Source organism: Thalassoglobus polymorphus, from assembly GCF_007744255.1.
Lineage (GTDB): Bacteria > Planctomycetota > Planctomycetia > Planctomycetales > Planctomycetaceae > Thalassoglobus > Thalassoglobus polymorphus.
This window is the reverse complement of sequence record NZ_CP036267.1, coordinates 791,432-818,002: the sequence shown is the minus strand read 5'-3', so window position 1 is coordinate 818,002 and position 26,571 is coordinate 791,432. Positions and strand designations below refer to the sequence as shown.

Genomic DNA, 26,571 nt, shown 5'->3' with positions numbered 1-26,571 from the left:
GCGAGTGAGCGCCGACCTGCTGACCCCCGAAGCCCTCGCGCAAATGGAGACACTCTCCCTGCGCGCCCGCTCTCTTGTCGAAAGCATCCTCACCGGCACACATCGAGGGAATCAACGTGGCTTCTCCGTCGACTTCGCAGAACACCGCGATTACTCCCCCGGTGATGATGTTCGTTTTCTCGACTGGAAGTTGTATGGAAGACGAGACCGGTTTTATGTCCGGCAATTCGAAGATGAAAATCAGCTTCAGGCTTGGCTGCTCCTCGATGTGAGTGGCTCGATGCGTTACTGTTCGCAGTCATCCCCGCTCAACAAATTAAACTATGCAGCCTGCCTGGCTGCAGCGATCGGCTGGATGACCTGTTACCAAAGAGACAAGGCCGCCCTGCTCTGCTTTGATGATTCAATCGAATCCATTATCGGTCCTTTGTACGGAACCGCCGGGACACAAACGCTGATCAATCAACTCGAAGCACTCCTTCAACTTCACCAAGCTGGCAAGACGACAAGTCTTGAAGACGAAAACTGGACCGGCCTTTTGAAAGCTGCCGAACGTGTTCCAGAGAAGTCGATTGTGATTCTCCTGACCGATGCATTTGGTGACTTGGCTGCATTCCGTCGAGCGTTGCGATTATTGCAACTCAAGAAATGCGACGTCCGCCTGCTTCACATACTCGACACAGCAGAGAAGACGTTTCCGTTTGAAGGCTCCGTTCTGTTTCGTGACCTCGAAGGTTCTGGCGATCAACAAATTCAGGCTCAGGCGATCCGGACGGGCTATCTCGAAGAGTTTCATCAGTTTTTGCACGACCTCAAAAAAGCGACCGGCGAAACAAACTGTCGTTATCACCAAGTCGACACTTCATCTCCTGCGGAAACGACTCTCCGTTCAATTCTACAGTCTGGAAGAAAAGCATGATTGAGCCACTTCCACAGAAAACAGACTCAACCAGCCGGCAACTTCCGAACTGGTGCGTCGGCCTCATTTCTTTCGGTCTATGCTGGACTATTTTTGTCGGGTACTACCATTTCAAATTTGACTTGAATGGCCCCCCATCGACCTCGGGAGATGAAGTCGACTACGACTCAATCGGTTGGGAACTTGCCCACGGACGCGGATTCGCGGTGAACACCGAAGACCCCGATTTCAGAGAACCGTATGATATTGCTGCGAAAACAGCAGAGCGATTCAAACTCACACCCCGCCCTCGCTGGGAGGTCACCTATCGACCGCCACTTTATCCATATGCCATCAGCTACTTGAACCGTCTTTTCGGAAGGCAGTTCTGGGCAACGAGAATCATGGATGCAGGCTTCATGGCTGGCACGCTGGCGCTGATCGTGATGACACTCTATCCCCGCTATGGTTGGCATAGCGTCGTTATTGCCCTCGGACTTTTCATCGTCATCGACGTCCGCACACGGCTTTACGGACGAGCAATCCTGACGGAATCGATGTCGTTATTTTTCACATCGATCATCTGTATCGCACTCTTGCGGCTTCAACGAATGCAGCGAGCCAAACTCCCCGAGATCTTACTGCACTCAGCACTCATCGGATTCACGTTTGGTTTCTCGATGCTCGCACGAACGATGATGATTCTCTGGGGCCCTGGAATGTGCCTGACACTTTACTGGATCATTCGGAAACTGAAATTTAATTTTCGCCAATCAGTTCTTGCCGTCACTGTTTTTCTGGTTGGAACCGGAGTGGTCCTCACCCCCTGGGCGGTACGGAACATCAAGCTGACTGAAAAGATGATGCCACTAGGAACACAAGGACTTGTCCAGCTCTCAGCAGGCTTTGGCGACTCGATCTGGGAATCAAACGGGCTGTGGCCTAACATTGAAACCGAGGGATTTTTCGACGGTGTGATCGAGCCACAAGCGTCACAGCTTGAAAATGAAATCGCCAAAGCTGAATACAGCAAAGCAGAGGCACTCAAGTGGATTCTAGCCAATCCGATGAAAGCAGCCCTGCTCGCACCAACCAAGATGTATCAAGAATGTCGGCCAAGAAATCCAACTGAGTGGATCATATCCGCATTGATGCTTCTCGGAATCTGGTCGATCGGGAGAACTCCGATCGGCAAAGTCCTGCTAGCAGTCTTTGCCATCAACCTGTTCGCAATCGCAGCCACCTGGTCTGTCGAGGGCCGCTTTCTCGTTCCAGTGCTGTTCCCGATCCACATCTTCGCATCGGTCGGGTTGCTCGTGGTACTCCAACCGTTTCTAAGAAAGATTGGGATCGAGTCAACCAGCGAAGCCCCAGCACTTCCATAAGATTCGCTGGCACTCAAGCCTGAATGATTCGCGGGGAATCAGTCCATGAAGATTCGCTGCCAGTCGTCGAAGATGCACTCCAACAGGTCGTGGCCTTCTTCAGAGGCTGTGTAGCAGACTTTATTCTCGCCTCCGCTTGTCACTGATGCGATGGCGATCGTCTCACCATCTTCAGAGAACAACCAGTCAGGTTTTGTGAACCAGTCCATGATCTCAATCAGGTCTTCGCGCCCCAGCGGGAGGAAGACTTCGCCATCCAGACGGAGCTGGTAGCCGTACTCTTCAATTTTCGGCCAAGGGAGATCCTCTTCAGATCCCTTCCAATATGGCAAGAAATTCGACTGTTCAGCCGGCTTCACATTCGGATTGTGAAGCATGTCGATGGCATTCCAGGGACAAATCGTGAGTTGGTAAACACTGGAACTATCACTAGGCGAGCGGTAGCACATCTGGCAACCAATACAGCGAGATGTATCGATCTGGTGGTAGCTTTGGCCAGGAATCGAGCTCGGAACTTCATAGATACAATCGACAGGACAAACAGTCGCGCAGGATTGGCAGCTGGTGCAGGAGTCCTTGTTGATCACGTTCAGATACCGCGTTTCTTTCTTGCGGTCGTCTTTACGTGTTGCGAAATACTCTTCAACCGAGATCGTCATCTCAGAATCTTCCTGGAATTAAATACACGACGTTTGATACGAGGTCCGGCACTCACCGAAGGTGACCCCAAGTGAGTGCAACTGGCTCAAAAGGCAAGTTGAGGCGTGTGATCCTGTTCCTCACAGAATAGTGTCGGAACTCAGTTCATGCCACAGCTTTGCGTTTTCGACAGAACCAATTCCCGCACTTGAGAGCATTTTGAACTGCCTGTCTTATAAAATTGACGAGAAACACCTTCTGCGGCCTGTTTCAGGGGACAAGTTTACCGAAGCGCTGGCAAAAAACAACGTAAGTCACACTAACGTAAGTCACACTGCAGAAAGGGCTTTTGGTTTCTCGTGCACCATCGTCGATGGCTCTATTGCCTCGACAGTTGGTTCTCCCTTTTTCATCGTGACACGCAGGATTAACGGAATAACGATTAAAGTGATTACCGAACCGGAGAGCAAACCGCCGATCACCACACGGGCCATCGGGGCCTGAAGCTCCCCTCCTTCGCCAGTTCCCATGGCAACAGGGAGCATGCCGAGCACAGTCGTGAGTGTCGTCATGACAATCGGACGAAAACGCCGGGTACTGGCTCTGCGAATAATCTCCAATGCCGGAAGCTCCGGGTGGCGAGTACGTAACTGGTTGGCATAATCGATGAGGACAATCGCATTATTCACGACCACACCAGCGAGAACAATCAGTCCGATGAACGACTGTACATTGAGGGTCGTGTCCCAGAAGACGAAGACCAGAATGACTCCGATGGCGGCCAGAGGAAGTGTGAACAGAATCAAAAGTGGATCACGGAGTGATTCAAACTGAGCAGCCATGACCATATACATCAACAGAACCGCGAGCAAAAAACCCTTCGTAAGCAGAACGAAACTTTTCTGTTGTTCTTCCCAGTCGCCGCTGATATCGACTTGAAATCCATCCGGGACTGGAACATTGGCAATTTCGTCGCGAAGGTTTCTAACGACACTCCCCAGGTCACGCCCTTCTGCTGAAGCCGAGATGATGATCACACGTTGACGGTCCAACCGGTCGATTGCCAGTGGCGTGTTCCCAAGCTGAAACGAGACAAGATTCCCCAGAGGCACAAGTCGTCCTGTGTCTGTTGTGACAGAAACCTGATCGAGATCTGCTTGCCGGGAGCGGTCCTCCTTATTGAATCGAACGAGGACGTTGTATTCGTCGCCATCTTCTCGGAAGACGGTCGCTTCAGTTCCCCGAAAGGTCGTTTCGAGCGTGTCTGTAATCGTCTGCACCGTGATGCCAAGATGGCTCGCCTTAGCACGATCAATTCGCGTCATAAGTTGTGGACGATCTTTGTCCATCTGTTTTTCAACATTGACAATCCCCGTCACGTTCCTCATTGCCTGCATCACGGCATCAGCCAGTTGATTCGCGGTGGTACGATCATGCCCCCGAATGAGTATCGCTAAGTTATCTTCTCCGTTGCTGTTGAACATCCGGGCCATCGGAAGCCCACTATAGACACGAGCGTTCACATTCATCCCGGGGATTGGCTTCAGGTGTTCCATAAACCGCTTACGGATCTCCTCTGCACTCGATTCCCGCTCGTCCCGGGGGACAAGTTGCAGAATCACCCGAGCTTCATTCCAATCTTCTCCGTCATCAGCTGAATCACCGATAAAGACCGAGCTTGTGAGGGTTTCTGGAATTGCAGAGGCAACGACTTCTTCCATGATCTTGGTTTGTCGATCCAGCGTATCGACTTGAATTCCGGGAGCCATCACTCCCGTAATTCCAATTCGACCATCATCGGTCTTAGGAAGGAAGTCCGTTCCGACACGAGGGACGAGCCCCAGAATCGCAGCAAAGAGAATCAGCAACAGCGAGGCTGTCACAGGATAAATCTTCAAAGCAAAATTGAGGAACTTCTCGTAGATGCGTTCGATGAACTGAAAAACAAATTCCGTGGAGGCATGCAACCACTTGGAAGGGATTGCAAGCAGATGCAGAATTCTCCGGCCCCGACTTCTCTGACTTACCGGTTCTGTAGATGTGGTTGTCTCTGACAGGAAATAAGCAGCAAGAGTCGGCGTCAGTGTGAGACTCACAAACAGAGAGCATATCATCGCCCCGCAGACGACGAAGGCCAACTGATGAAGCAGGACGCCAGTCATCCCATGCACAAACGCCAACGGGAGAAAGACAATGAGTGTCGTGACGGTACTCGCTGTAATCGCACTGGCAACTTCATTGGTTCCTTCAATCGCAGCTTCCTTGCGAGGGAGTCCTTCATCCCGTTTTCGAAAGATACTTTCCAGCACAACAATGGAGTTATCAACAAGCATCCCGATCCCCAAAGCGAGACCGCCAAAGGAGACCATGTTCAGAGTAAAACCCCAGAAGTAAATCAGAACAAACGCTCCCAAGACCGAAAGCGGCATGGAAATCCCGATGATCAGAGTACTCTGAAAGCTTCGCAAAAAGAGAACCAGAACCAGCATCGCCAGCCCCATTCCCAGCACGGCTGAATACTGCATATTCGAGATGGAATTGCGAATATAATCTGACTTATCGAGCCGGATGATGAGCTCGGCTTTACGAAGTTCGAGATTCAAATCAGCAACGGCTTTATGAACGTCGTCGCTCACTTGAATCGTATTGGCACCGGCCTGTTTGAACACGTAAACCATCACTCCCGCACGTCCGTTCGTACGTGTCCGTTGAGTAATTCGTTCGTGACTGTCGACCACTTCCGCAACATCTTTAACGCGAATCACCGTTCCGGAAGTCCGTTGAATGACAAGGTCCCGGATCTGATCCAATGTTTGAAATTCACTTCGACTCCGAATGAGGCGATGCAGATGCCCTTCTTCGAAATCGCCAGCTGGCTTACTGACATTTCCTTCTTCAAGTGCCTGAACAACCTGGTCGACACCAATTGAGAGTGACTCCAGTTTCGCACGGTCGATATCGACATGAATTTCCCGTTTGACCTCTCCCCGCATGCCAACACGAGCCACGCCATCGAGACGTTCTAACCGTGGAATAATCGCTCTCTCAGCAAACTGAGTCAGCTTTGTCACTTCCAGTTCACTGTTCAGACTTAAATAGATGATTGGCGAACCGTTGGCGTCGTAGCGACGCAGGTACGGCATCTCGACATCATCAGGAAATGCCTGTCGAATTTTATCAATCGCCTGTCGCATTTCATCGACGGCAACATCCAAATCGGCTCCCCACTTAAACTGGACGCGGACACTGCTGCTCCCCTCCAGGCTCCGGCTGGTCAAACGCTCAAACCCGCTTACCGAACTCAAAACCTGTTCGAGCGGTCTGGTGATGAGCGTCTCAACTTCTTCCGGCCCGGCGCCCGGATAAAGTGTGGTGACAGTCACTGTCGGAAACTCAAGATCAGGCATCAAGTCGACGGAAAGTTCTGTCAACGAAACCCAACCGAGCAGTGCGACAATGATACTTGCCATCATCGTGCTCACCGGACGATGCACCGCCAGACGAGGAAGATTCATAGCACCCCTCCTTTTTATTCACCAGCCAGTGGAGCACTGTCTGCAGTTGGGTCGATTGGTGGATCTGTGACGAGATCACCTGCAGGATCACCGATTGGAGCCGCTGACGGTTCCATTCCACTTGAAAGCGCTCGTTCATCAAGTCCCCAGGGCTGCTGCTGTTGCTCTGCATTGACCAGCTGCCCTGGCTTGACGAGCCGATTCCCAAGCGTAATGACGTTTTCGCCAGCTTCAACCCCCTCCAAGACTTCTGTCACCAAACCATCGCTGGAGCCGAGGCGAACTTGCCGTAACTCAGTCTTACCAGCAGCGTCGACGAGATAAACCGCCTGGCGCCCGTTGATTTCCAACACCGCTGACAATGGTACAATCACGCTCGACTTAACCTTTTCTGAATTCAGCGAGACTCTCGCATACATCCCCGGCTTCAATAACGAATCCTGATTCTTGATTTCAATTTGAGCAGAAACTGTGCGTGTGTCCTGATCCAGCACTGGAGAGATACGTTTTACCTCGCCAACAAATGTCCGTTCAGGATAGGCATCGACAGTCACCATCGCAGCCTGCCCGACTGCGACTTTCTGATAGTCTTTTTCGATGATATTGACGGTCGTCTTGACCGTCTCCAGATCAACAATTTGCATCAACGGGACATCCGGCTTTGCCAAGTCGCCGATATCGACCATTCGTGAAGCCACATATCCAGAGATCGGTGTCGAGAGACTAAAATCTTCCAGCCCGATTTCCAAAACGTTCACATCTGCTTTCGCTTCAGCGACGCGAGCCTGTTCCAGTTCGACTTGGGCCAGAGCGATTTCGTTGTTCGAGTAAGCGGTCTCGAGTTGCTCATCCGTTCCAGCTCCTCGTGAGGCAAGTCGCTCTTCCCGCTCAACACTTTTTTGTGTGAATCGGTACTGAGACTCTTGAACACGTAATTGAGCTTCCGCTGCTTTCAGAGTTGCTTTCGCTTTATCGAGTGCTTCCAGCTGACCCGAGTCATCAATACGGCAAAGCGTTTGAGAACTGGAGACGCGGTCTCCAACATCGAAAGGGAGTTCGACAATATATCCATCCACCCGAGAGCGAATTTCTGTTTGAGCGACGGGGAGCAAGTTTCCGACGAGTTCAATGCGTTCTTCAATCATGTCCTGCTGAGCAGCGACCACTTCGACAGCGATCACCTGTTCTGGTTTTGGCTTCTCGCCCTCTGCAATTGCAGCATGAGATTGCAGATAAATCACATACCACACACTCCAGGCGGCAGCGATTGCACAGCAGCCGAATAGGACACGGCCGAACCAGTTCAGGAAAACCATGGGCAGGTCTCCATAAGGTGGGAATAGGTATGATGTTTGGGGAACATCAAGTGGGGAATTCAATACATTAAAGCGGGTTCTACTGGCTCCATCAACACCAAGGGAGAATGGTCTGTGTAAAAACGCAAGTTCACAATGAACGCCTTCGAACAAACTGATACTTCGGGGAAATTCGGAACATTGCCGATCATCCAACCCAAAAAGAACTCGAGGCATCAATCTGCAGCGCCCTGTAAACCACTACCATGCAACAGATTAAGACCCTCGCTGGCGTCACAAAACTTGTCTCGACACGTTATCCAATATCCGCTAGAACAGCGGCTCAACTTGCCAATTCCCGGCGAGTCCCTCCCCTCCCGCCCATTCCGGGCTAAACAATCACATCCAGAATTCAAATCACTACTCAATTCTCAGCCTGATGCTTCTGTGTGAAGAAATCGGTCAGGGATCGAGTAAGGGCACGATTCGGCATTGCCGAGGTCGATTATGAAACCGACAAACAGACTCATTCTGTTTTCACTTTGTCTGACGATGGGCTGTCGGACAGCGGACACGAGTTCATTCTCCCTGAAGTCACTCCCTTTCGGCTCGAAATCGTCGAAGGCAGAGATGACTGAAGAGGAGATCGAGGAGAACTCACGCAAATTTGTCGAAAACGTCAAAAAGAAAGCTGCAAGAACTGAACAGGAAGCTGAAGCGAGCATCAAGCTAGGGCAGCAGGAAATCATTGCCTGGTATCAGGACGAAGATGATCGTCACATATCGAAAGCGCGAAAACATTTCCAGAAGTCTCTCGAACTTCAGCCGACACAAAATGTTGAAGCTCATCATGGATTGGCGGTTGTGGCTGATCTTGAAAAGAACTTCAAAGAGGCTGAGAAACAGTATCAGTACGCATTGGCTCAAGCCCCCAGCGATTCCAAAATTCTCGGCAACTTAGGTTATTCCTACCTCCTTCAAAATCGACTCGCGGAAAGTGAGCGATATCTTCTTCGATCGACTCAGGTCGATCCAACCAATACCGATGCCGTCAAACATTTAGGCGATGTCTATGCCGCTCAAGGCCGACCGGGTGAAGCACAGGCCACCTACAGCAAGATCATGAGTTCGGAAGCGGCGCGACAACTCGCCAGTGAACAGGTCAAGCCGACCCCAGAGAAACAAGAAGAGTCGCTTCTCGGGAAATTGATGCCTGGACATCAGCAGCAACAGCAGCAGGTCAACTCTGAAACCAATCCGAAACAACCAAGCATCGCAGAGTTGCAAAACAGAGCTGCCATGAGCAGAGTTCAACAACCGACCCGTGAAGAATTCTCCGGCCTGCCCAGTATCCGCCCCGACATGCAACACCAATCACACAGTCAGCTCAACCCTGAGCAACGACTCAAAGATGAATTGGCTGCGATTGATCGTGAGCGATACCAGAACCACCAGGGCTCAGCGATTTCGATGAACAGCTCCACCGGAGCCATCGAACGATCCTCGCTTGGATCACAACAAACTCGCTCGCCCCAACCGCTCAACGCTAGAGAGCAATACGCACAAAACTTCCAGCAGCAGCAGTCTGGTGCCTCACGACAGGCCTATGGAGGCAACGGGAACCGACAGCAGGGAACTGCTCTGTTCATCGGTCGTGAAGGGGAAATCTCAAACCTTCCCAACCAACAGCAAGTGGTGAGACAACAGCAACAAGTTGTGCGACAGTCTCCCACTCAACTCCCTCAAATCTCTTCTGGGCAATCGGTCAATTCCGATTTCAATCCGCAACAACCTCCAGAGAACAGCCGCTTTCCAGCAGGCCCGATCTCACAATCTCAATACCTCACTCAACAAAACGCCTCCCACGACCCGCTGCAAAAACCGTGGAGCGGTACATCAACACCAGAGCAACAACACAACGCGCAGACCAACCGCGCACAGCAGGTCGGATACCACCCACAAAACTCTGCTGCACAGCTGAATGAGACGCGTAATCTCGGATACGAATATCCGACCAACGACCAATCAGTTGCAACGCCATCGACCTCCGCACAAATTTATTCAGGTCGAAGAAACGTCACTGCAACTCCCAACGGAAATCCAGAGGGAGCCCCAGCAACATTACGGCAACCGTCGCAGCAGTACAGTAATCCAGCGCAACAATTCAACAATCATCCTGAGCAGTTCAATCACTCGAACCAGTATCAAAACCCGCCCCGACACCAACCTTCGCCAAACAACATCAACTCACCAAAAGAGCCAAGCAGTCGAAACGCATTTGAGGAAGCGAGCCTCGAAGCAGCCCGCATGGGAATGGGTCTCGGACCGGGATCGATGTTCCCCACAATGAACCAAACTGCTCCACAGCAACAGCCCGGAGCGAATTCACGATGGAACGGGAGCAGCTACTCGCAACCGAACCGCGTCCTCCCGACCGACATGGCTCCGCTCGATCTTCAGCAAGCTTTCGACAGACCAGCTGTGAACTCCATGGGACAACAAGTTCCCACTTCAGAAGTCACCAACAGACCGGAACAATTCGGGACAGCCTCTCGGTACGATGCGCATCTTCAGCAACAAAATCATCAAACGCCGGGACAACAGCAGCAGCTCCTTCAACAACAAAGAAGGCAGCAACAGCAAATGGAGCAGCAACTTGGTCAACAAAGAATGCCTGCCAGTCAGCAGTTGAACCAACAGATGCAGGGAGCATGGAACCAACGGCAGATGAACCTCCATACGCCTGCTCCGAATGCCCCTGCCTTACGCTCTCCTGCAGAACATGGTGGAATGCTCCCTTACGAAACAACCTCAGACAACAAGCCTGAGCGTCCACAGGGGCAGCAGCAATTTCAAGAGCAACAGCAAGAACAGCAATACCAGCCACAGCCGCAGTCACAACAAAACTTCTCAGCTCAGCGGCCTCTCAATCAGAATTTCTACGGACAGGTCCAGGATCGCAGTTCCGGAGAAAATCGTGGAACACAACAGATACCAGGGGCAGCAGCTTCGAACCAGAACTATATCGAACCACCTCCTTACCACTCATCTTTGAATCAGTCGAATCAGACAAATCCTTACCAGCAGCAACCGATCATCCAGAGTGGCTATCAGGAGACTCGCCCAAGCCAAAACGAGCCAGCTTCAAGAAGCTACAACCCTCCGCATCCATCCTCCTATGGTCAGCTCCCTGCGATTGTCCCGGGAGAAAAACAGACGACGACACTCCCGTAAGCTCTTCAGCGAGCAGCAAAGAAAGAATGGCAAACCTCACAGGACTTCGGCACAAACGTCGCGAGGTACTGACAAGTCGTTCACTTATTTCCCTCTCGCCATGGTGATTACCCTTAAACAGAGTCGCCAGATATGGATCTCGGTCTCTACTTCTTCTTAGAGCAGTATGCTGTACCGTGTGACCGTGAATCACGCGTTTCATCAATAAAACTGCTGTTCGCCACGAGCCAGAACCTGAACACCAATTCGAAAGATGCTCCAAACAGAGTCGCCGGAGATTGATTTCAGTCTATACTTGTATTGTGTGACGAACAGTCAATGAAGTTACGCAAGTGAACTTCGCGAGTTTTACAAGCATGTTATCGTCAGCAAAGAATTTCGGTTCATCTGATTCAGAGATCGGAATCGAGAGGAACAGAGACAATGAAGATATACATCACAGGTGCCAGCGGACTTCTCGGACAGAAGCTCGTTCCAATGCTCGAAAACAGCGGTCATCAGGTCATCAAAATGACTCGGAGCGAACCGGCTGACGCGAATGAAATTCAATGGGACCCTCTTGCAGAATCGATGGAGGAATCGTTGCTGAAAGGTTGCGATGTCCTCGTTCATCTTGCGGGCGAAAACATTGGTGAAGGCCGCTGGACCGAGGCCAAAAAACGTCGCATCCGCGAGAGCCGAATTCAATCGACGGACTTACTCGCCCGCACAATCGCCAACATGGACGATACTCCACAAGCGATGATTGTCGCTTCGGCAATCGGCTTTTACGGTGACCGTGGAGATGATGTTCTGACCGAATCCTCAGCGGCTGGAACCGGTTTTCTTCCAGAAGTCTGCAAAGATTGGGAACTCGCAGCCAAGCCGGCACGTGATGCTGGCATCCGCACAGTTCACGTCCGCACAGGGCTTGTTTTGTCGAAAGATGGGGGAGCACTCCAGGCGATGCTCACTCCCTTCAAGTTGTGCGTCGGCGGAATCATGGGAGATGGAAAACAATACTGGAGCTGGATTTCTCTGGAAGATATCGCTCGACTGTTTCACTTTGCCATCGAAAATGAAAACATCTCCGGTCCGGTCAATGGGACCTCTCCGAACTCTTGCACCAATCGCGAGTTCACGAAAACGTTAGGGAAAGTCCTTTCACGCCCGACCATTTTCCCGATGCCAAAATTTGCAGTCAAACTCGTTCTCGGTGAAATGGGCGAAGCTCTCATCCTCCCTAGCGCGAACGCAATCCCGGAAGTCGCAACGTCAAACGGATTTCAATTCAATCATCCGAATCTTGAAGAGGCACTTCAGGCGGCTCTGAAAAAATAACAAGACTGCACCGATCATTTTTCCATCCGCACAGCAGAGCGTTTGCAATACTTGTCATGCTCGCGAAGTCACCTTCAGGACTTCATAGACGGCTCGCCACACGGCAGATCCTGCAAATCAATTCGAAAGATGCATTAAAGTGCCCGGCTTAGCTTGCCTGCTGTTCAACTTCTGGTTTCGTTTCCCCAGAGACGGCTGTCCGCAGCATCAAGAATAGCAGGCCGCTCACCAGCATCACGCCCGCTCCGGTCCAGTAAGGTCCGAATGGATATGTTTCTTCGAGCGTCAACCCAACCATCGGGCCAAGAATCCGGGCAAGTGACGACAAGCTCTGTCCGACACCAAGGACTTCTCCCTGTTGATCATCGGATGCTAATCGAGACAACAGCGACTGCAGCGACGGTGTGACAAACGAAAACCCAATGACGCTCAGCGGTAAAACCCAGTAAAGAGCAGCCGTTGAGTCCCACGATCCTGACAGACCAATCAGTGCCAGACCGATGGTCATGAGAACCGCACCGCTAACGGCCATCTTGTATTCACCAAGCTTCGGAACCAGCCGACGAACCAAGACTCCCTGGCTGAGTGTCAGCACGAATCCGATATAGGCAAAGACATAGAAGTTATATCGAGGAGCCATCCCCATGCGGCGAGTCAGCAATGACAACGCACTCTCAAACTGGGCGAAGGCAAATGTTGAAATGAAAATCCCGATCAAAATAATCGCGATCGTTTTTGAACTCATCAATCGTGTGAACTGCCCGACGTTCAACCAATTCCTCGCTACGGACTTCGACTCTGGAGTCAATGACTCCGGCAGTATGAAGATTGCAAAAATCAGAGCAATCGCTGAAAGGACCGCAGCGACGTATCCCGGCGCGGCACTTGGAGTCGGATTCACTTCGACGTCAGGATCGGACATCACACTCCGCAGCAAGGCTTCGTCGTCACCTGTCAACGGAGCGATCTCTTTGATCTCGACGACCACATCATCAATTGAACCACCCTCTTCATATCGCTGAAGAACGGCAAATTGATCATTCGACAAGTTCACAACCGGGTCAGCTGAGACGAATCCGGCACCAATGAGCGGACCAAATGTGAACCCGATCCCAAACGCGGCTCCAATGAGTGCCATTCCCTTCGCACGATCCTCTGGTCCTGTGACATCCGCGATATACGCTTGAGCGGTGGCAATTGTCGCTCCGCCGATCCCGGCTCCAATTCTGGTGATAAACAACCAAGTTAAGGCACTCATCCCTAAGAGAGTCCCCTCGCTGCCGAGCGAAGTTGCGTACCCAAACAACGCATAGGAAATCGTTGAACCAACCAGGCCGATAATCAACACCGGTCGACGTCCAATTCGATCGGAAATGCGGCCCCAGATCGGAGCAAAAATGAACTGCATCGCTGAGAAAGAGGCCATCAACAGACCGAGCTGCAATCCGCTGGCCTGAAAATGCCGCCCATATCGCGGCAACAACGGCATGACGATCCCGAACCCGAGAAGGTCGATAAAGACCGTCACGAAAACCAGAAACAAACCTGCTTTGCGAGTTTTAGACACGGTTGCACATCTTTACAGTGAAAGAAAAACTGGGAAGTGTGACACGATAGAGAGATCAACAGAAGATGTCGATTGTGCCCGAGCAAATGATGTCACAACTTCAACGACTTTTGCCGGAGAGCTCAAGTGACCAGCTAAGCTTGGCGTGCTAACATCGATGACCTACATTCCGTAAACGTCTGTTGCAATGTCAACAAATCCTCTCAACGGCTACGAAAGTCTGGCGATGGCGAAAAAAGCTTCAAAGAAGAAACAATACTGGTTGTTTAAATCAGAGCCGAATTCCTACTCGATCGACGATCTCGAAAAAGACAAAAATCAGACCACCTGCTGGGATGGCGTTCGCAATTACCAGGCGCGAAACCTTCTTCGGGACGACATCAAAGTCGGCGATCAGGTCTTCTTCTACCACAGCAACGCCAAGCCCATGGCAATCGTTGGGACCGCTGAAGTCGTTAAAGCGGGCTACCCTGACCATACCGCCTTCGACAAAAACGACCATCACTATGATGAAAAAAGCGATCCCGAAAACCCCAGATGGTATATGGTGGATATCAAACTCATTCAAAAATTCGAGAAACCTGTCACCAGAGAGGAACTCAAAGCAGAAGAGAAAATCGCCGATATGATGCTGCTTCAACGTGGTTCGCGCCTGTCCGTTCAACCGGTCACTGCGGCACACTGGAAGCACATCCACAAGCTCGCCGGGGCGAAAGCTTAGAGCGATCGCCGGAGTATAGCTCAAGAAAGTTTGAGATCAGCCTTGTGAAATTGCGGTTCGCAACGAAGCAAAACGCGAACACGATGGCGAAAAGAGTGACAGATAAGTGACAGATACAAGTTGCGAAGTATTGTGATTTCAGTCCGATGACCACTTCAAGGGTTCCCATGCAATGGCCGGCAAGACGCCGTTTTACAAGACGAAAACATTCACACTGACGGCCGGAATCCTGATTGCTGTCGTTTGCATGTGGCTGGCAGTCCGTCCACTGTTCGATAATGAAGACGCCTGGAATCAGGTCGTCAACGCTTTTCAGCAGGCGGACTATCGCTCCCTGCCACTCATCTGGGGAACGTTGATTGTCTTCTACTGGCTCAAAGCCTGGCGCTGGCGAATCATGCTCGCCCCCGTCGGTAATTATCGCCCGGTCAAAGATTTGCTCCCGCCGATCATGATCGGATTTTCGTTGAACAACGTATTGCCTGCCAGAATCGGAGAAGTCGCTCGCTGCTTTGTCTTTTCGAAACAACAGAAAGTTCCGTTTTCGGTCGCTGTGTCGAGCCTCGTCCTCGAACGTTTCTTTGACCTCATCGCGGTGCTGTTCTATCTCGGCATCGGCTTGGTTTTCATCGAAGGTGTCGACCCGAAAATCCAGCAACAGGCCTGGGTTCTGGCCGGACTCTCCGTGATCGGCGTCTTCACTGGTCTGGCTTACGTGATGTTCACAGCGCCGTTTGTGGCCTTCGTGGAAAAAGTCGCGCACTCGCTGCGCATCATTCCTCACGGGCTGACAGACAAAGTCTGCCGGCTTCTTGAAAAAGGGGCGCAGGGAATGTCCGCACTCAAGAGTGCTCGACTGGTTTTCTTTATGCTGGGAATTTCCCTCGTCAAATGGGGCCTGAACTGTTTACTGATTGGACTCTCCTTATGGAGTTTCGGCCTTCCGACGAATCCGACAATCGCCATGGTGCTGACCGGTGTCGTCGCGATTGGCGTCGCGTTGTTCCCTTCACCCGGATACTTCGGAGTCATGCAACTCTGTTTCGCCGCTGTGCTTCTGTTGTTCGTTAAAGGCGAAAAAGGAGAAGCTGCCATCTTTGCCTCATCGATTTACTACCACATGACGCAATATGTCCCGGTCACGATCGTTGGGTTGATCTACTTCGTCAAATCCGGCCTGACGCTTCACGAGGTCGAAGAGAAAAAAGAAGAACGCGATTTAGTCAAAGCTGCAACTCCAGAGATCGCCTGATTCTTGGGCGGAGACTTCAAATATCCGACAAACCGTCCACCAATGAAACTGTTCACCCGTGAAGTCTCCAATTCAAACTGCTATTCTCCGCCGCTTGGCAATTCCGCCAAACGTTTGAGACCTGACCAGTTTGAAATCAATGACTGCTGAACCCCAAGTAGAGACCGCCGCCGAAAGCCGCTTTGTCGTTGGAATTGACCTCGGCACTACCAACTCCGCCCTCTGTTTTGTTGATACCCAGCAAGACAACTGGCAGGTCGAAACCTTTGCTGTGCCACAACTTGTGGCTCCGGGGCAAGTCGAATCCCGCGAAACGCTGCCATCGTTTCACTATCAGGCTGCTCAGGACGAATTCAGTGAGAACTCGCTCTCGATGCCTTGGGACGACAGCAACGCATCTGAAGTCGTCGGTCTGTTTGCTCGTGAGCAAGGCAAGCTTGTTCCCGGTCGAGTCATTGAATCCGCCAAATCCTGGCTGTGCCATGCGGGGGTTGATCGAACTTCTCCCCTGCTCCCCTGGCACGGTTCCTCTGAAGTCGAAATGCTCTCGCCGGTTGATGTCAGTTCAAAGTATCTGAGCCATCTTCGAGATGCCTGGAACGCCGCTCATCCCGACGCTCCACTTGAAGCACAGGATGTCGTTGTCACGCTGCCCGCATCGTTTGATGAAGTCGCCCGGGAACTGACCATCGAAGCAGCCAGAAAAGCAGGCCTCAACCGCGTTCTTCTCATTGAAGAACCACAAGCTGCCTTCTACGCCTGGATCAATTCCAATAGTGAAAACTGGGCCGAACTCGTTTCTCCCGGCCAAACAATTTTAGTCTGTGACATCGGTGGCGGAACATCCGACTTCACATTGATTCGCGTGCGCAGCGACGAAGATCAAAAAGTTCAGTTCCATCGCGTCGCTGTCGGAGATCACCTCATCCTCGGAGGAGACAACCTCGATCTTGCTCTGGCTCAACATGTCGAACAGAAACTCGATCAGACAGGCAAGCTCTCGCCCCGTCAGTGGGGAAGTTTGATTCGCATTTGCCGACACGCTAAAGAAACCCTCCTCAGCCCCGATGCTCCTGAATCTTACTCCATCTCACTTTCCGGCGGTGGATCAAAATTGATCGGCGGTGGACTGCAATGTGAATTGAAGCGAGACGAAGTCCACGAGCTTCTGATCTCCGGGTTCTTTCCCGAAGCAGCCCTGTCTGAAAAGCCGCAACAAGTTCGCTCCGGCTTTCAGGAGTTCGGACTCCCCTACGCCGCCGATGCTGGGATCACTCGTTACCTGGCAGCCTTTCTTTCCGATCATGTTCAAGAGGATGCCGACCAACAATTTGGAGCGACCCGCCCCGATGTTGTTTTATTCAACGGTGGAGCATTCCTCTCACCGCTCATCCAAGAGCGAATCGTTCATCAAATCAAGACATGGTTCCGCGGCGACGACAGCGACTGGGCTCCTAACATTTTAGAGAACGAACGGCACGACCTCGCAGTCTCGCGCGGAGCGGCATACTACGGCATGGTGCGACGGGGCAAGGGTGTCCGCATCGCAGCTGGGCTACCTCGAACATACTATCTGGGAGTCGGCGTCGAAGAAGATGGCGAAGCTCAGCTTCAGGCACTCACACTGATGCCAGCAGGTGCGGAACCTGGCTTCGAAGCAGAACTCGACGATTTCGAATTCGACTTGCGAGTCGCCTCTCCAGTCGAGTTTCCACTCTTCTATTCGAGCACACGGCTCACCGATTCCCCTGGTGAACTGATCGAAATTGAGCGAGAGCAAATGTCGGCCCTCCCGCCGATTCGAACGGTACTCCGTTCGCGAAAAGAAAAAGCAGCGGTCACCATTCCGGTGGTCGTGCATGCCAAGCTGAACGAAATCGGAACCTTGCAACTCTGGTGCAGCGAAGAAGAAGGCAGCCGCTCCTGGCAATTGCAGTTCGACGTCCGCTCCGCCACTCAAACCGATCTGGAAGGCCATACCGGTGAGGGTGAGGCAGCAGGAGTTCTGGATCAACAAGTTCTCGATGCCGCCGCGATTGTCATCCAGAATTCATTCGGTCGTAAAGCATCTGAAAAGCCAAGCGGGATCGCGAAACGTCTCGCCCGGACATTGCAGATGTCGAAGGAAGACTGGCCTCCGTCACTGCTCCGAAAAATGTGGGACGAACTGATGGAGTGCGAAGCTTCTCGCAGCCTGAGTGCGGACCACGAATCCCGTTGGCTCAACCTGCTGGGCTACTCGTTGCGTCCCGGGTTCGGTGTCGCCATGGATGACTGGCGTGTGATGGAAGTCTGGAAGGGGCTCAAGGGAAAACTCAATTTCACCGGCTCCACTTCGCTCACCGAGTGGTGGATTCTCTGGAGACGAATCGCTGGCGGTCTGCCAACAGGACAACAAATCGCTCTCGCGTTGCCTGTGGTGACGAACATGCGAGATAAAGTCAAAAAGTATCAGCGCGCCCTCGAACTCGAAGCCGAGATGGATGAAGCTGACAGGAAAAAACGACCCGGCAAAAGGAACAAAAGGCGACTCCTCGGACGTGGGAACACTCACGAAGTTTCCGAATCGTGGAGAATGATCGGCTCTTTCGAACGCTTGCCACTGAAGATGAAAATTGAAGCGGGTGATCTCGCCCTGGCAACGCTGGAGGAACACGACAGCAAGGCAATTGAACCGGCGCTGCTGTGGACCATTGGTCGACTCGGAGCACGTCAACCGTTTTACGGTCCGCTCAATGGAGTTGTTCCTATCGAAGTCGTTGAAAACTGGATCAATCAGCTGATGATCCCGAGAAAAACAACAACCGAACGACGCTTTGCCGTCATGCAGCTCGCACGCAAAACTGGCGACCGCTACCGCGACATCAGCGATTCATTGCGGGAAAAAATCGTTGTCTGGCTCACCGAACAGAAGTCGACAACACACTTCATTGAACTCGTACAATCGGGTGGTCAACTCGGCAGCCGTGAAGAAGAAATGGCCTTCGGCGAGTCGCTTCCCGTCGGGCTGGGACTTCGAAAATCAATCTAAAGCAGTTTTGAAAAAGATGTACGCGAACAGTCTCGTGGCAAGCAACCGTTGAAGTTGCGAACAACAACTTCGAACAACAACACCAACGGTTGCAGCGTGCTCTTCATAGCCACGCTGTCGGGCAAACTGCGATAAGAAATTCTAGAGCATCTTTCGAATTGGTTTGCAGGATCTGCCTCGTGGCGAACAGCATTTTTACCAGGGAAATGCGTTCTTCACGGGCACACGGTAGAGCAAGCTGCTCTAATTCATGAGGCTGGGGAAAATTCGGGTCTCTCGCAATTTCTCATTCAATTCTCGTTTGCCTTCTCGGTAATCGATTTGCAAAGATACAGTCGTCGTCCTTTCTGGATCGATTCCAAACCAGACTTGTCGACACTAGCTTACACTCGTAAGATCGTTCCTTGAGATACAAACCTGTACTCTGCATTTCAATTGAATTCATTCAACGCTTCATAAAGATGGAAATGAAGATGTCATTGCACTCCATCGGTCTATTCGCCTCCCTGTGCCTGATCCTTTGCCTTCTTGGATGTGGCAGCGGCGGTGACTCCTCCGATCCATATGGTCGCGAAGATGCCCCACCAGCTACGGCCGAATCTTCTGGAGGAGGAGGAGGAGGAAGCAGTAGCACTGGCGGATCAGCAAGCAAGTTCGATTCCGCCAAAGCGAACGAATACATCCGCAGTACAGTCGAATATCTGAACGGGATGAGCAACGAATACGAAAGCCTTGCCGGGAGCGGAGAACAGCAAGTTGAGCTGAAGCGAACCGAGCAACTTTACCAGCTCATGAATCCTCTTTCTCGAAAAGCAATGGCGCTTCCAAGTCCAGATGTGAGCGAAGCTCAAAAGCTGAAATCGAGTTCGCTGGAAAGTCTCCTTGAAGCGATCAAGCGTGCTCAAATCGCAGAACTCCACTTCGCGAGGAAATACAACACGAGTGGTTTTGGATTCATGTCATTCGGTTCAAATCGGGGACATGAAATCAGCCACGGGATAGGCATCGCCAAGAAGCTTCTCGTTCACTTTCAGACAAACTTACCAGTCGCTGAGAAGCTCACAACAGGCGCACCACCAACAATTGGTGGACCTCCTGCGACAAACCGCTCCTTCGGGTACCTGCACAGTGTGAAACTCGACCCCGCAGAATATCGGAGCGTCCATGATCGCACAGGATCTGCAGAAATGATTCCGTGGCGATTACGCGTCGACGCAGCTGTTCAACCGTACGAGATTGACGAAGCGACCGTTGTCGAAATCGATGCCCCTTCAGCGGACGTGACAGGCACCGCCTTCTACACTCCGATGAAAGTCCTCCATCCGCTGATGCCATCACTCCATGTGGGACTCGGACTCAATGAACTCCCTTCGCACAACCGACAGATCTGGAGCCTCGAACCCAAACAGCGTCGCGGGATTGTCAAAAAAATCCAGTTGCAAAAAAGCCAACTCATGGCTCTGAGTGCCGATGGATTGCTCTTTGCTGCACGACCCGAAAACACTTCGATCATCGGCCTGTTTGACGTCAAGAAAGGTAGTGCGATTGGACAAATCGACAAAGAGTTCGCCCCCGGTGAAACCGGGTCACTCTTTTTCGCAGCGGATAATCGACTGGTCTACTACGACCGTTCAGAACTCTCAGTCTGGACGACCCCGGACTTAAAGTTGGAACGAACGATTGAGATTCCGACCTCAGCAATTAGTCGCTCGTGGAACCCCGGACATCCATTCGCAATCAGCCCGGGTGGCCGTTATTTCGCAGCCCCGGGAAACAAAAATTTCCAGAATGATATTCGATTTTACGATCTGACCACGGGTGAGACAGCCGCTCAGATTTCATTGTCCGGGATTGGAACGATCCGATTTATCGCCACCAGTTTTTCTCTTGATGGAAAAAAACTGGCTGTCCTTCTCGAAGGCCCGTGGAACACCTGGATTCAAGTCTGGGAAGTCGCGTCTGGTCAGCTTCTCGCCTCTTACACTAAAGATGCACAACTGAGCCGTGCTGTGGATGGAGACACCAAGTACCAAGGCCCCGCAGTAGACTGGTTCCCCGATGGGCGTCGCATTCTGCTGTACGGGAAAGGAATCTTTGATACACAAACCGGACAGGGAACCCGCCTGATTTCATCCACGGTTCGCTACCGAGTTAAACCAATCGGTGGCGATAAAATTGGCGTCTTGCAGAAGAAGCAGTTCGTCGCATTCGACCTCAACGAAATCCCTGCGAATCCAACTCGCTGGGAAGCAGAACAAATCAAAACAGAAGTCGTCGCGGCCGACAATCCATTTGCAACCGTCACCGAAGGAGACAAACCTTCGGCACTCAAACTGAAACGAGAGAACTCAAAACTGATCGAGCCAGTCTCCGAAGCGATCTGGGACGTTACTCCCGACCCTGCAGAAATCGCTGCGACTCCGCCTGTGAAAATCGATGGTCTCCCCGCTGAGAACCTGCACCACGCTGTGATCACTCGAAACCGCATGAGCGCTGTGCTGGGGTATACCGATAAGCAGATGAGAATCTGGAACGGAGAAGTCCGAGATTCCGACACAATGAAAAGCTGGGTCTTTGCTTGCCCACTGAATGGATCGGGAACGAAGAATCGCTTTGATTTCTCCTTTCCATCTGGCTTCATGGCAGCTTCCCCCACTGGGGAGAAAATCCTGACGCGAGACTTCGATGGCTTCAATCGATTTGACATCTGGAATACGAACGAGAAAAAACACATCGCCGGCTTCATCCCTTACGGTCAGGGCCGCAGTGATGGCGGAGCCCCAATTCTCTGGGCAGACTTCATTGATGAAGACCGCGTATTGACCGCCACAGCAGGTCAGATTTCCTGCTGGAATGTTTCCACACATGAATCGCTCTACGAAATCCCAATTCGCTCTCTGAATTCCTGGCCAGTCTTCAGCCCGAACGGAAAATATCTCGCCGTACTTGGCAAGCAATCCTTATCGCTGATCAACACCGAGACTGGAAACATTGAAGGCTACTTGCCTTCCTTAGGCTTGAATGGCGAGCTCACCTCAATTGCGTTCAATGCACAGGGAGACAAAATTGCGGTCAACAGTTCACCGAATGGTGGCGGCGAAATCGCAATTCTCGGCGTCGACTCCGGAGTGGTTGAAACGACGTTTCCAATTCCTCTCTCCGGAAGCCAGTTGACCTGGCCGCAGGCAGACTTCCTGCTCGTCGATGGTGGTTACTGCGTTTCAATTGAAAAACAGGCCGTCGCCTGGATTTACCAACTCAACGGAGTTCGCGTGCAATCCGGCCCCGGTGAAATGCAGTTCTACTTGTCGCAAGAGAAATACCGCGAACCGATGACCCTTCAATCAGAAAGTCTACCGACCGCGGAAACGATCAATGCTCTGGCAACCAAAGATCCACCGAACGAAATCGCCCTTTCTTCGGGCGGGACCATCGCAATGGATATTCAGGTTCTTGTTCCTCCAGGAAGCAGTAACTTTGCCGCTGACGTGAAAGAATCGCTGCGGTCGAAATTTGCGGAAAACAATATCACCGTGGATCCGTCCGCCAAGCTGAAATTGGTCGTCCGAGGAAGCCAGGGAAAAACGGGTGGCGGCATCAGCATTGGAAGAATTGGCCCGTCGTTCAGCGATCGTTCAGACATCGACGAAGAACGAGTCACCTGGACACTTTCTATCATTCAAGATAACCAGACTCTCTGGCAACGATCTATCTCTGCCAACAACACAGGAGGCATTGATCTCGACGAGGGCGTGACGGGGGAAGCTGCCATCAATCAGGCCACTCAGCAACTCAAAGCCAAGATGTGGGAGAAGGCAACTTCCATTCTGTTGAATTTCAACGTCCCCAAATACGTCTTCGGACCAGAATCCGGAAAAGGACTCGGCAGCACGCAACTCGGAGCAAAGTAACTTCGTCGCATTTTCAGATTGACCAAATCGGGATCAGACTGGCCAGATTGGGCGTCCGCGTCCATCAAGAATCAGTCCGACTGTTCCACCGCGAACAGTCGCTTCGACACTCTTACCAGCTCCGTTTCCAAGATCAAATCCGCGCGACGGATTCAGCTCGACCTTTGCCGTATGATCAAGCCCCAATTCGAACACCACGTAATCACCAACAGCGATCTCGCCTGACTCGTTCAAACTTTCGCCAGTGATTCGGTAGCTGAAGCACTTCTTGCCCGGCTTTCCAGTCCCCTTCGGAGCAATGACTGTCCCCAATTGAATCAGGCAATCTCGCTCGAAGACTTCAATCGCTGCCTGCGGATGAACGGACGCTAACACACCCAAGTGCGGCATCATGAAGATGCTATCCTTCGCAAGTTCCGTGATCCCCTCTGGCTCGAAGGAGTCGATCATCATCTGAGCGGTCTGTGACATTTGAGGAGCATGAGAAAGGACTCCTCCTGAAGCGACGAGCAGATTCAATTTCAGATTATTGACAATCGAACGCCCTCCTCCTTCCTGAGAGAACGTATCACCAACAGTCCGTTGCTGCTGAATCCCTTTGAGAGTTGTCGCAAATTCCTTGTGCTGTAAATACGCCAACCGCAATGCTTCGCGAGCGACAGCCTGTTCAAACTCAAGAGCCTCTGCCGATTGCGGAATCGTCGTCGGGCGAATCATTTTGTTCTTCACCCGATTCCGCAGCTCACGTTCATCCATCGCCTGCCCTACCCAGCGGAGGACATTCTCCATCCCCGTTTCTGAACAGACATTCGAGATGGAATAGCTCATCCCCAAATTCGCACTCACCGTACGGTTGAAGACTGGCTTACCGTCAGCTCCGTCAAACACGCTGAACACATCCGTCGTCGCTCCTCCAATATCGACGCCAACGCAATTGATCCCTTTTGCCTTAGCGATCTGCTGCAAGATATTCCCCACAGCTCCCGGCGTAGGCATGATTGGAGCATCGGTCAGTTTCATCAGTCGCTCATAGCCCGGAGCATGAGCCATCACATGTTCGAGAAACAGATCGTGAATTTCATCTCTGGCTGGCTCCAGATTTTCGAACTCCAACGTTGGCCGCACATTGTCAACAATTGAGAGTGCGATCGATTCGTCAAAGGTTTCCTGAACCTTCGCTGCCGCTTCTTTATTCCCTGCGAAGATAATCGGCAACTGATAGGTGTTTCCAAAGCGTGGCTTAGGTTTCGCCGGTGCAATCAATTCCGCAATCTGAACGACATGTTTCTCGGTTCCGCCATCGGTCCCGCCAGCCATCACAACCATGTCCGGACGCAGCTCACGGATTCGCTGAATCTGCTCATGTGGACGACGCCGATCATTCGACGCAATCAGGTCGAGCACAATGGCTCCCGCTCCCAGAGCAGCCCGCTCCGCACTGGCTGCCGACATTTCACGGACCACGCCTGTCACCAGAACCTGCAGACCACCTCCGGCACTCGAAGTTGAGATGTAGATATCGCAGCCTTCGTTTTCAGTCGCAGGCCGAATGATGTTGCCGTCGTCGTCAACGAGTCGCCGACCCGCCAGTTCACCGACTTCCGTGGCAGCATTCATGACGCCGACTGTGACATCCGCAACCGGCTCTTCAACCGTCGTTGGAGCTTCGCCACGATGAGTTTGCCTGTAAACTCCATCGACTTTTTGAATCAGAATTGCTTTCGTCGTCGTGCTTCCGCAGTCGGTCGCAAGAATGACATTGATCTCATCAGGGTTCAGTTGAGCCATGTGGAATAACAATCTACGAAATGTGAACGAACGACGCGGATTCAGCGCAGATATTCAAATCATCGTAGAGAGGAAGGCTCAGCGCGCGAAGCCAGAACGATTTCGCACATCAAGATTCGTAGTAAGATTCACAGTTTCGCTGAAAAAGAATCAGCAATTACACCCAGAATTCTTCGCCGCTCCAGTTCATCGGCGGAGTCGATTCCACTTCGCAGTCACCCATAACGCGGGTCTGACATGCGAGGGTCATCTCATCTTCGTGTCCGATTCGAGCGAATAACCACATCGGGTTAAGCAGCAGCAAGACTTTTTCCCACCACTTTTTGCGTTTCAGGTTTTCTTCGCCGGAAACAATGCGAACTCGGCAACTGCCACACATCCCGTTGCCATGGCAATTGAGGACCTGGTGAATGCCTTCGTGCATCGAAACACCGTTTTTGTGAGCTTCACGGCGAAGATTCGCTCCTTCTGGGACGACGATTTTCTTCTTTTTCAGATTCGTGAATGTAACGGTGGGCATGACTCGAAACCAATCCCTCAACATAAACAAAAGCACTGATGACAAATAGATACGTTGAGATACTAGTTTGCCATTCGAAGAGTTTCCAGCCGATTTGAAAGCGTTCTACGACTTAGGAATTCCGTTTCGCTGTATAGATTAAGTCCACAGCGAAAAGATCTCACACAGCTATGAATTCCACTCGATTAAGAGATCAATCCGCGACGTTTCAGCTCGGAAACAACGGTCCCGACAATCTCATTTACGTCGGGCTCATTCGCGCCAGGAGAACCTGACTGCCCGGCCGGAAGTGGACATCCGCCCACCGGCTGATCGGTAAATCCATGTTCAGACAACATACACTGCAAGGTTCGGCTGAGTGTCGAAAGGTCAGCGAGTTGTTCATCGGAGAGAGGTTGCCGTCCACGCCCCATCTGAAACCCACGCAACTCGACAGCTGCGCGGAACCCATCGGGAAACTCCGCTTGATAGATCATCGTGTCAAACAGCGTGACCAGATCGTACTGAATCTTTCGTGCCTGTTCGATTTGCCCAGAGAGGGTTAGATCGTACAACTTGCGAGTCACTTCCGGCACCACTCCGCTCGACGCGTTCGTACCGCCATCACATCCGACAAGAAGCATCGGCATCAATGCGGCATCCCAACCGGTCAGGAAGCTGAACTCAGGTCGATTCGGACGGACCGCCTGAATCATCCTGATCATATGGGGGATTTCCCCCGAAGAGTCTTTAATGGCGACAATTCGCTCGCATTCTTCACTGAGCCGCTGCACAGTCGGGACATCAATCGGGCTGGCAAACATCGGAATGTTGTAAAGCGTGACATCGATCGGCGTGTTGCGACCAATCTCCCGAAAGTACGCATAAACAGATGCAGGGCTGAGCTTGTAATAGAACGGAGCCACAATCGCGACAGCACGCACGCCCAGGCTGGCGTAGTATTCGCAGGCTTTTAAAGTTTCCCGGACATTCGCCTCTGCGGCTCCTGCCAGAATCGGCACTCGACCACGAGTTTGGTCAGCGATGATCGCGACGATCCGCTTTCGCTCTTCCAGGGTGAAGCGCGTGAACTCGCCGGTCGAACCGTTCGGATACAATCCGTGAACGCCCCGCTCGATCAACCAGTCGACGTACTTACGCAATTCCCCTTCGTTGATCTCCTGATTGGAGTCGTAAGGAACCAGATTTGGGGTAAAAATCCCTGCAAGTCGCTGTTGAGCCATGGCAACGGGTCGTATTAAGTGACGTTGGATTTGAAATAGAACCAGTCCGGAAGCTATTGGAATAGTCGCTTTTCTCAACGTTTGAGAGAGCAATTTCAAGTTTCAGGATCAATTCTAAACAGACAATAGTCAATAAGATAAGCTACTCGATCAGATCGTTCGAGCAAACGCAAACAGATGCTGCGGATTCTTTTGTAACAGTATTTTCAGCAATGAGAGTGAATCAAGGTCATCGGACGAGCATGGTGCTGCCCTGAATTCTGCGGAAAAAT

15 protein-coding genes are annotated in these 26,571 nt (G+C 51.8%); 8 read left to right on the top strand and 7 right to left on the bottom strand.

Annotated elements, in window-relative coordinates:
- Nucleotides 1–4: 4 nt before the first annotated feature.
- Complete coding sequence (locus Mal48_RS03120) at nucleotides 5–919, top strand: DUF58 domain-containing protein (RefSeq protein ID WP_145196000.1); 915 nt, start codon at nucleotides 5–7, stop codon at nucleotides 917–919.
- Nucleotides 916–2,283, top strand: a complete 1,368-nt coding sequence (locus tag Mal48_RS03115) for an ArnT family glycosyltransferase (RefSeq protein WP_145195997.1) — start codon at nucleotides 916–918, stop codon at nucleotides 2,281–2,283. The genes Mal48_RS03120 and Mal48_RS03115 overlap by 4 nt, the downstream gene beginning before the upstream one ends.
- A gap of 38 nt (nucleotides 2,284–2,321) precedes the next feature.
- Here Mal48_RS03115 and Mal48_RS03110 read toward each other — a convergent pair whose 3' ends face one another.
- The 3 genes from Mal48_RS03110 to Mal48_RS03100 form a co-directional block, all read right to left on the bottom strand.
- Nucleotides 2,322–2,942, bottom strand: coding sequence for a 4Fe-4S dicluster domain-containing protein (locus tag Mal48_RS03110; RefSeq protein WP_145195995.1), 621 nt, complete (start codon nucleotides 2,940–2,942; stop codon nucleotides 2,322–2,324).
- Nucleotides 2,943–3,251: 309 nt separating this feature from the next.
- On the bottom strand, nucleotides 3,252–6,437 hold the full coding sequence (locus tag Mal48_RS03105) for an efflux RND transporter permease subunit (protein WP_145195993.1): 3,186 nt from the start codon (nucleotides 6,435–6,437) through the stop codon (nucleotides 3,252–3,254).
- A gap of 14 nt (nucleotides 6,438–6,451) precedes the next feature.
- Nucleotides 6,452–7,753 carry an efflux RND transporter periplasmic adaptor subunit gene (locus Mal48_RS03100; RefSeq protein ID WP_197441997.1) on the bottom strand — a complete coding sequence of 434 codons (1,302 nt, stop codon included), beginning with the start codon at nucleotides 7,751–7,753 and terminating at the stop codon, nucleotides 6,452–6,454.
- A gap of 486 nt (nucleotides 7,754–8,239) precedes the next feature.
- Here Mal48_RS03100 and Mal48_RS03095 point away from each other — a divergent pair, with 486 nt between their 5' ends.
- Entirely contained in the window at nucleotides 8,240–10,966 is a 2,727-nt protein-coding gene (locus Mal48_RS03095; protein WP_145195989.1) for a tetratricopeptide repeat protein, read from the top strand.
- A gap of 423 nt (nucleotides 10,967–11,389) precedes the next feature.
- Nucleotides 11,390–12,286 carry a TIGR01777 family oxidoreductase gene (locus Mal48_RS03090; protein WP_145195987.1) on the top strand — a complete coding sequence of 299 codons (897 nt, stop codon included), beginning with the start codon at nucleotides 11,390–11,392 and terminating at the stop codon, nucleotides 12,284–12,286.
- A 148-nt stretch (nucleotides 12,287–12,434) separates the two neighbouring features.
- Here Mal48_RS03090 and Mal48_RS03085 read toward each other — a convergent pair whose 3' ends face one another.
- Nucleotides 12,435–13,853 (bottom strand): MFS transporter, encoded by a 1,419-nt coding sequence (locus Mal48_RS03085; RefSeq protein ID WP_145195985.1) that lies wholly within the window; start codon nucleotides 13,851–13,853, stop codon nucleotides 12,435–12,437.
- 226 nt (nucleotides 13,854–14,079) lie between these two features.
- Between Mal48_RS03085 and Mal48_RS03080 the strand changes: the two genes are divergently transcribed.
- The 4 genes from Mal48_RS03080 to Mal48_RS03065 all read left to right on the top strand — a co-directional run bounded on the left by Mal48_RS03080 (nucleotide 14,080) and on the right by Mal48_RS03065 (nucleotide 22,768).
- Nucleotides 14,080–14,574, top strand: a complete 495-nt coding sequence (locus tag Mal48_RS03080) for an EVE domain-containing protein (RefSeq protein WP_145205677.1) — start codon at nucleotides 14,080–14,082, stop codon at nucleotides 14,572–14,574.
- A 172-nt stretch (nucleotides 14,575–14,746) separates the two neighbouring features.
- Entirely contained in the window at nucleotides 14,747–15,826 is a 1,080-nt protein-coding gene (locus Mal48_RS03075) for a lysylphosphatidylglycerol synthase transmembrane domain-containing protein (RefSeq protein WP_145195983.1), read from the top strand.
- 139 nt (nucleotides 15,827–15,965) lie between these two features.
- Entirely contained in the window at nucleotides 15,966–18,857 is a 2,892-nt protein-coding gene (locus Mal48_RS03070) for a hsp70 family protein (protein ID WP_145195982.1), read from the top strand.
- Nucleotides 18,858–19,330: 473 nt separating this feature from the next.
- The gene (locus Mal48_RS03065) at nucleotides 19,331–22,768 is read left to right on the top strand and encodes a WD40 repeat domain-containing protein (protein WP_145195980.1); all 3,438 of its coding nucleotides are present in this window, start codon (nucleotides 19,331–19,333) and stop codon (nucleotides 22,766–22,768) included.
- Between the two features lie 33 nt (nucleotides 22,769–22,801).
- Here Mal48_RS03065 and Mal48_RS03060 read toward each other — a convergent pair whose 3' ends face one another.
- The 3 genes from Mal48_RS03060 to Mal48_RS03050 form a co-directional block, all read right to left on the bottom strand.
- Nucleotides 22,802–24,556 carry a glutamate mutase L gene (locus Mal48_RS03060; protein WP_145195978.1) on the bottom strand — a complete coding sequence of 585 codons (1,755 nt, stop codon included), beginning with the start codon at nucleotides 24,554–24,556 and terminating at the stop codon, nucleotides 22,802–22,804.
- A gap of 157 nt (nucleotides 24,557–24,713) precedes the next feature.
- Nucleotides 24,714–25,076: a 2Fe-2S iron-sulfur cluster-binding protein gene (locus Mal48_RS03055; RefSeq protein WP_197441996.1), complete on the bottom strand. Its 363-nt coding sequence runs from the start codon at nucleotides 25,074–25,076 to the stop codon at nucleotides 24,714–24,716.
- Nucleotides 25,077–25,261: 185 nt separating this feature from the next.
- The gene (locus Mal48_RS03050; RefSeq protein ID WP_145195974.1) at nucleotides 25,262–26,299 is read right to left on the bottom strand and encodes a dihydrodipicolinate synthase family protein; all 1,038 of its coding nucleotides are present in this window, start codon (nucleotides 26,297–26,299) and stop codon (nucleotides 25,262–25,264) included.
- Nucleotides 26,300–26,571 lie beyond the last annotated feature (272 nt).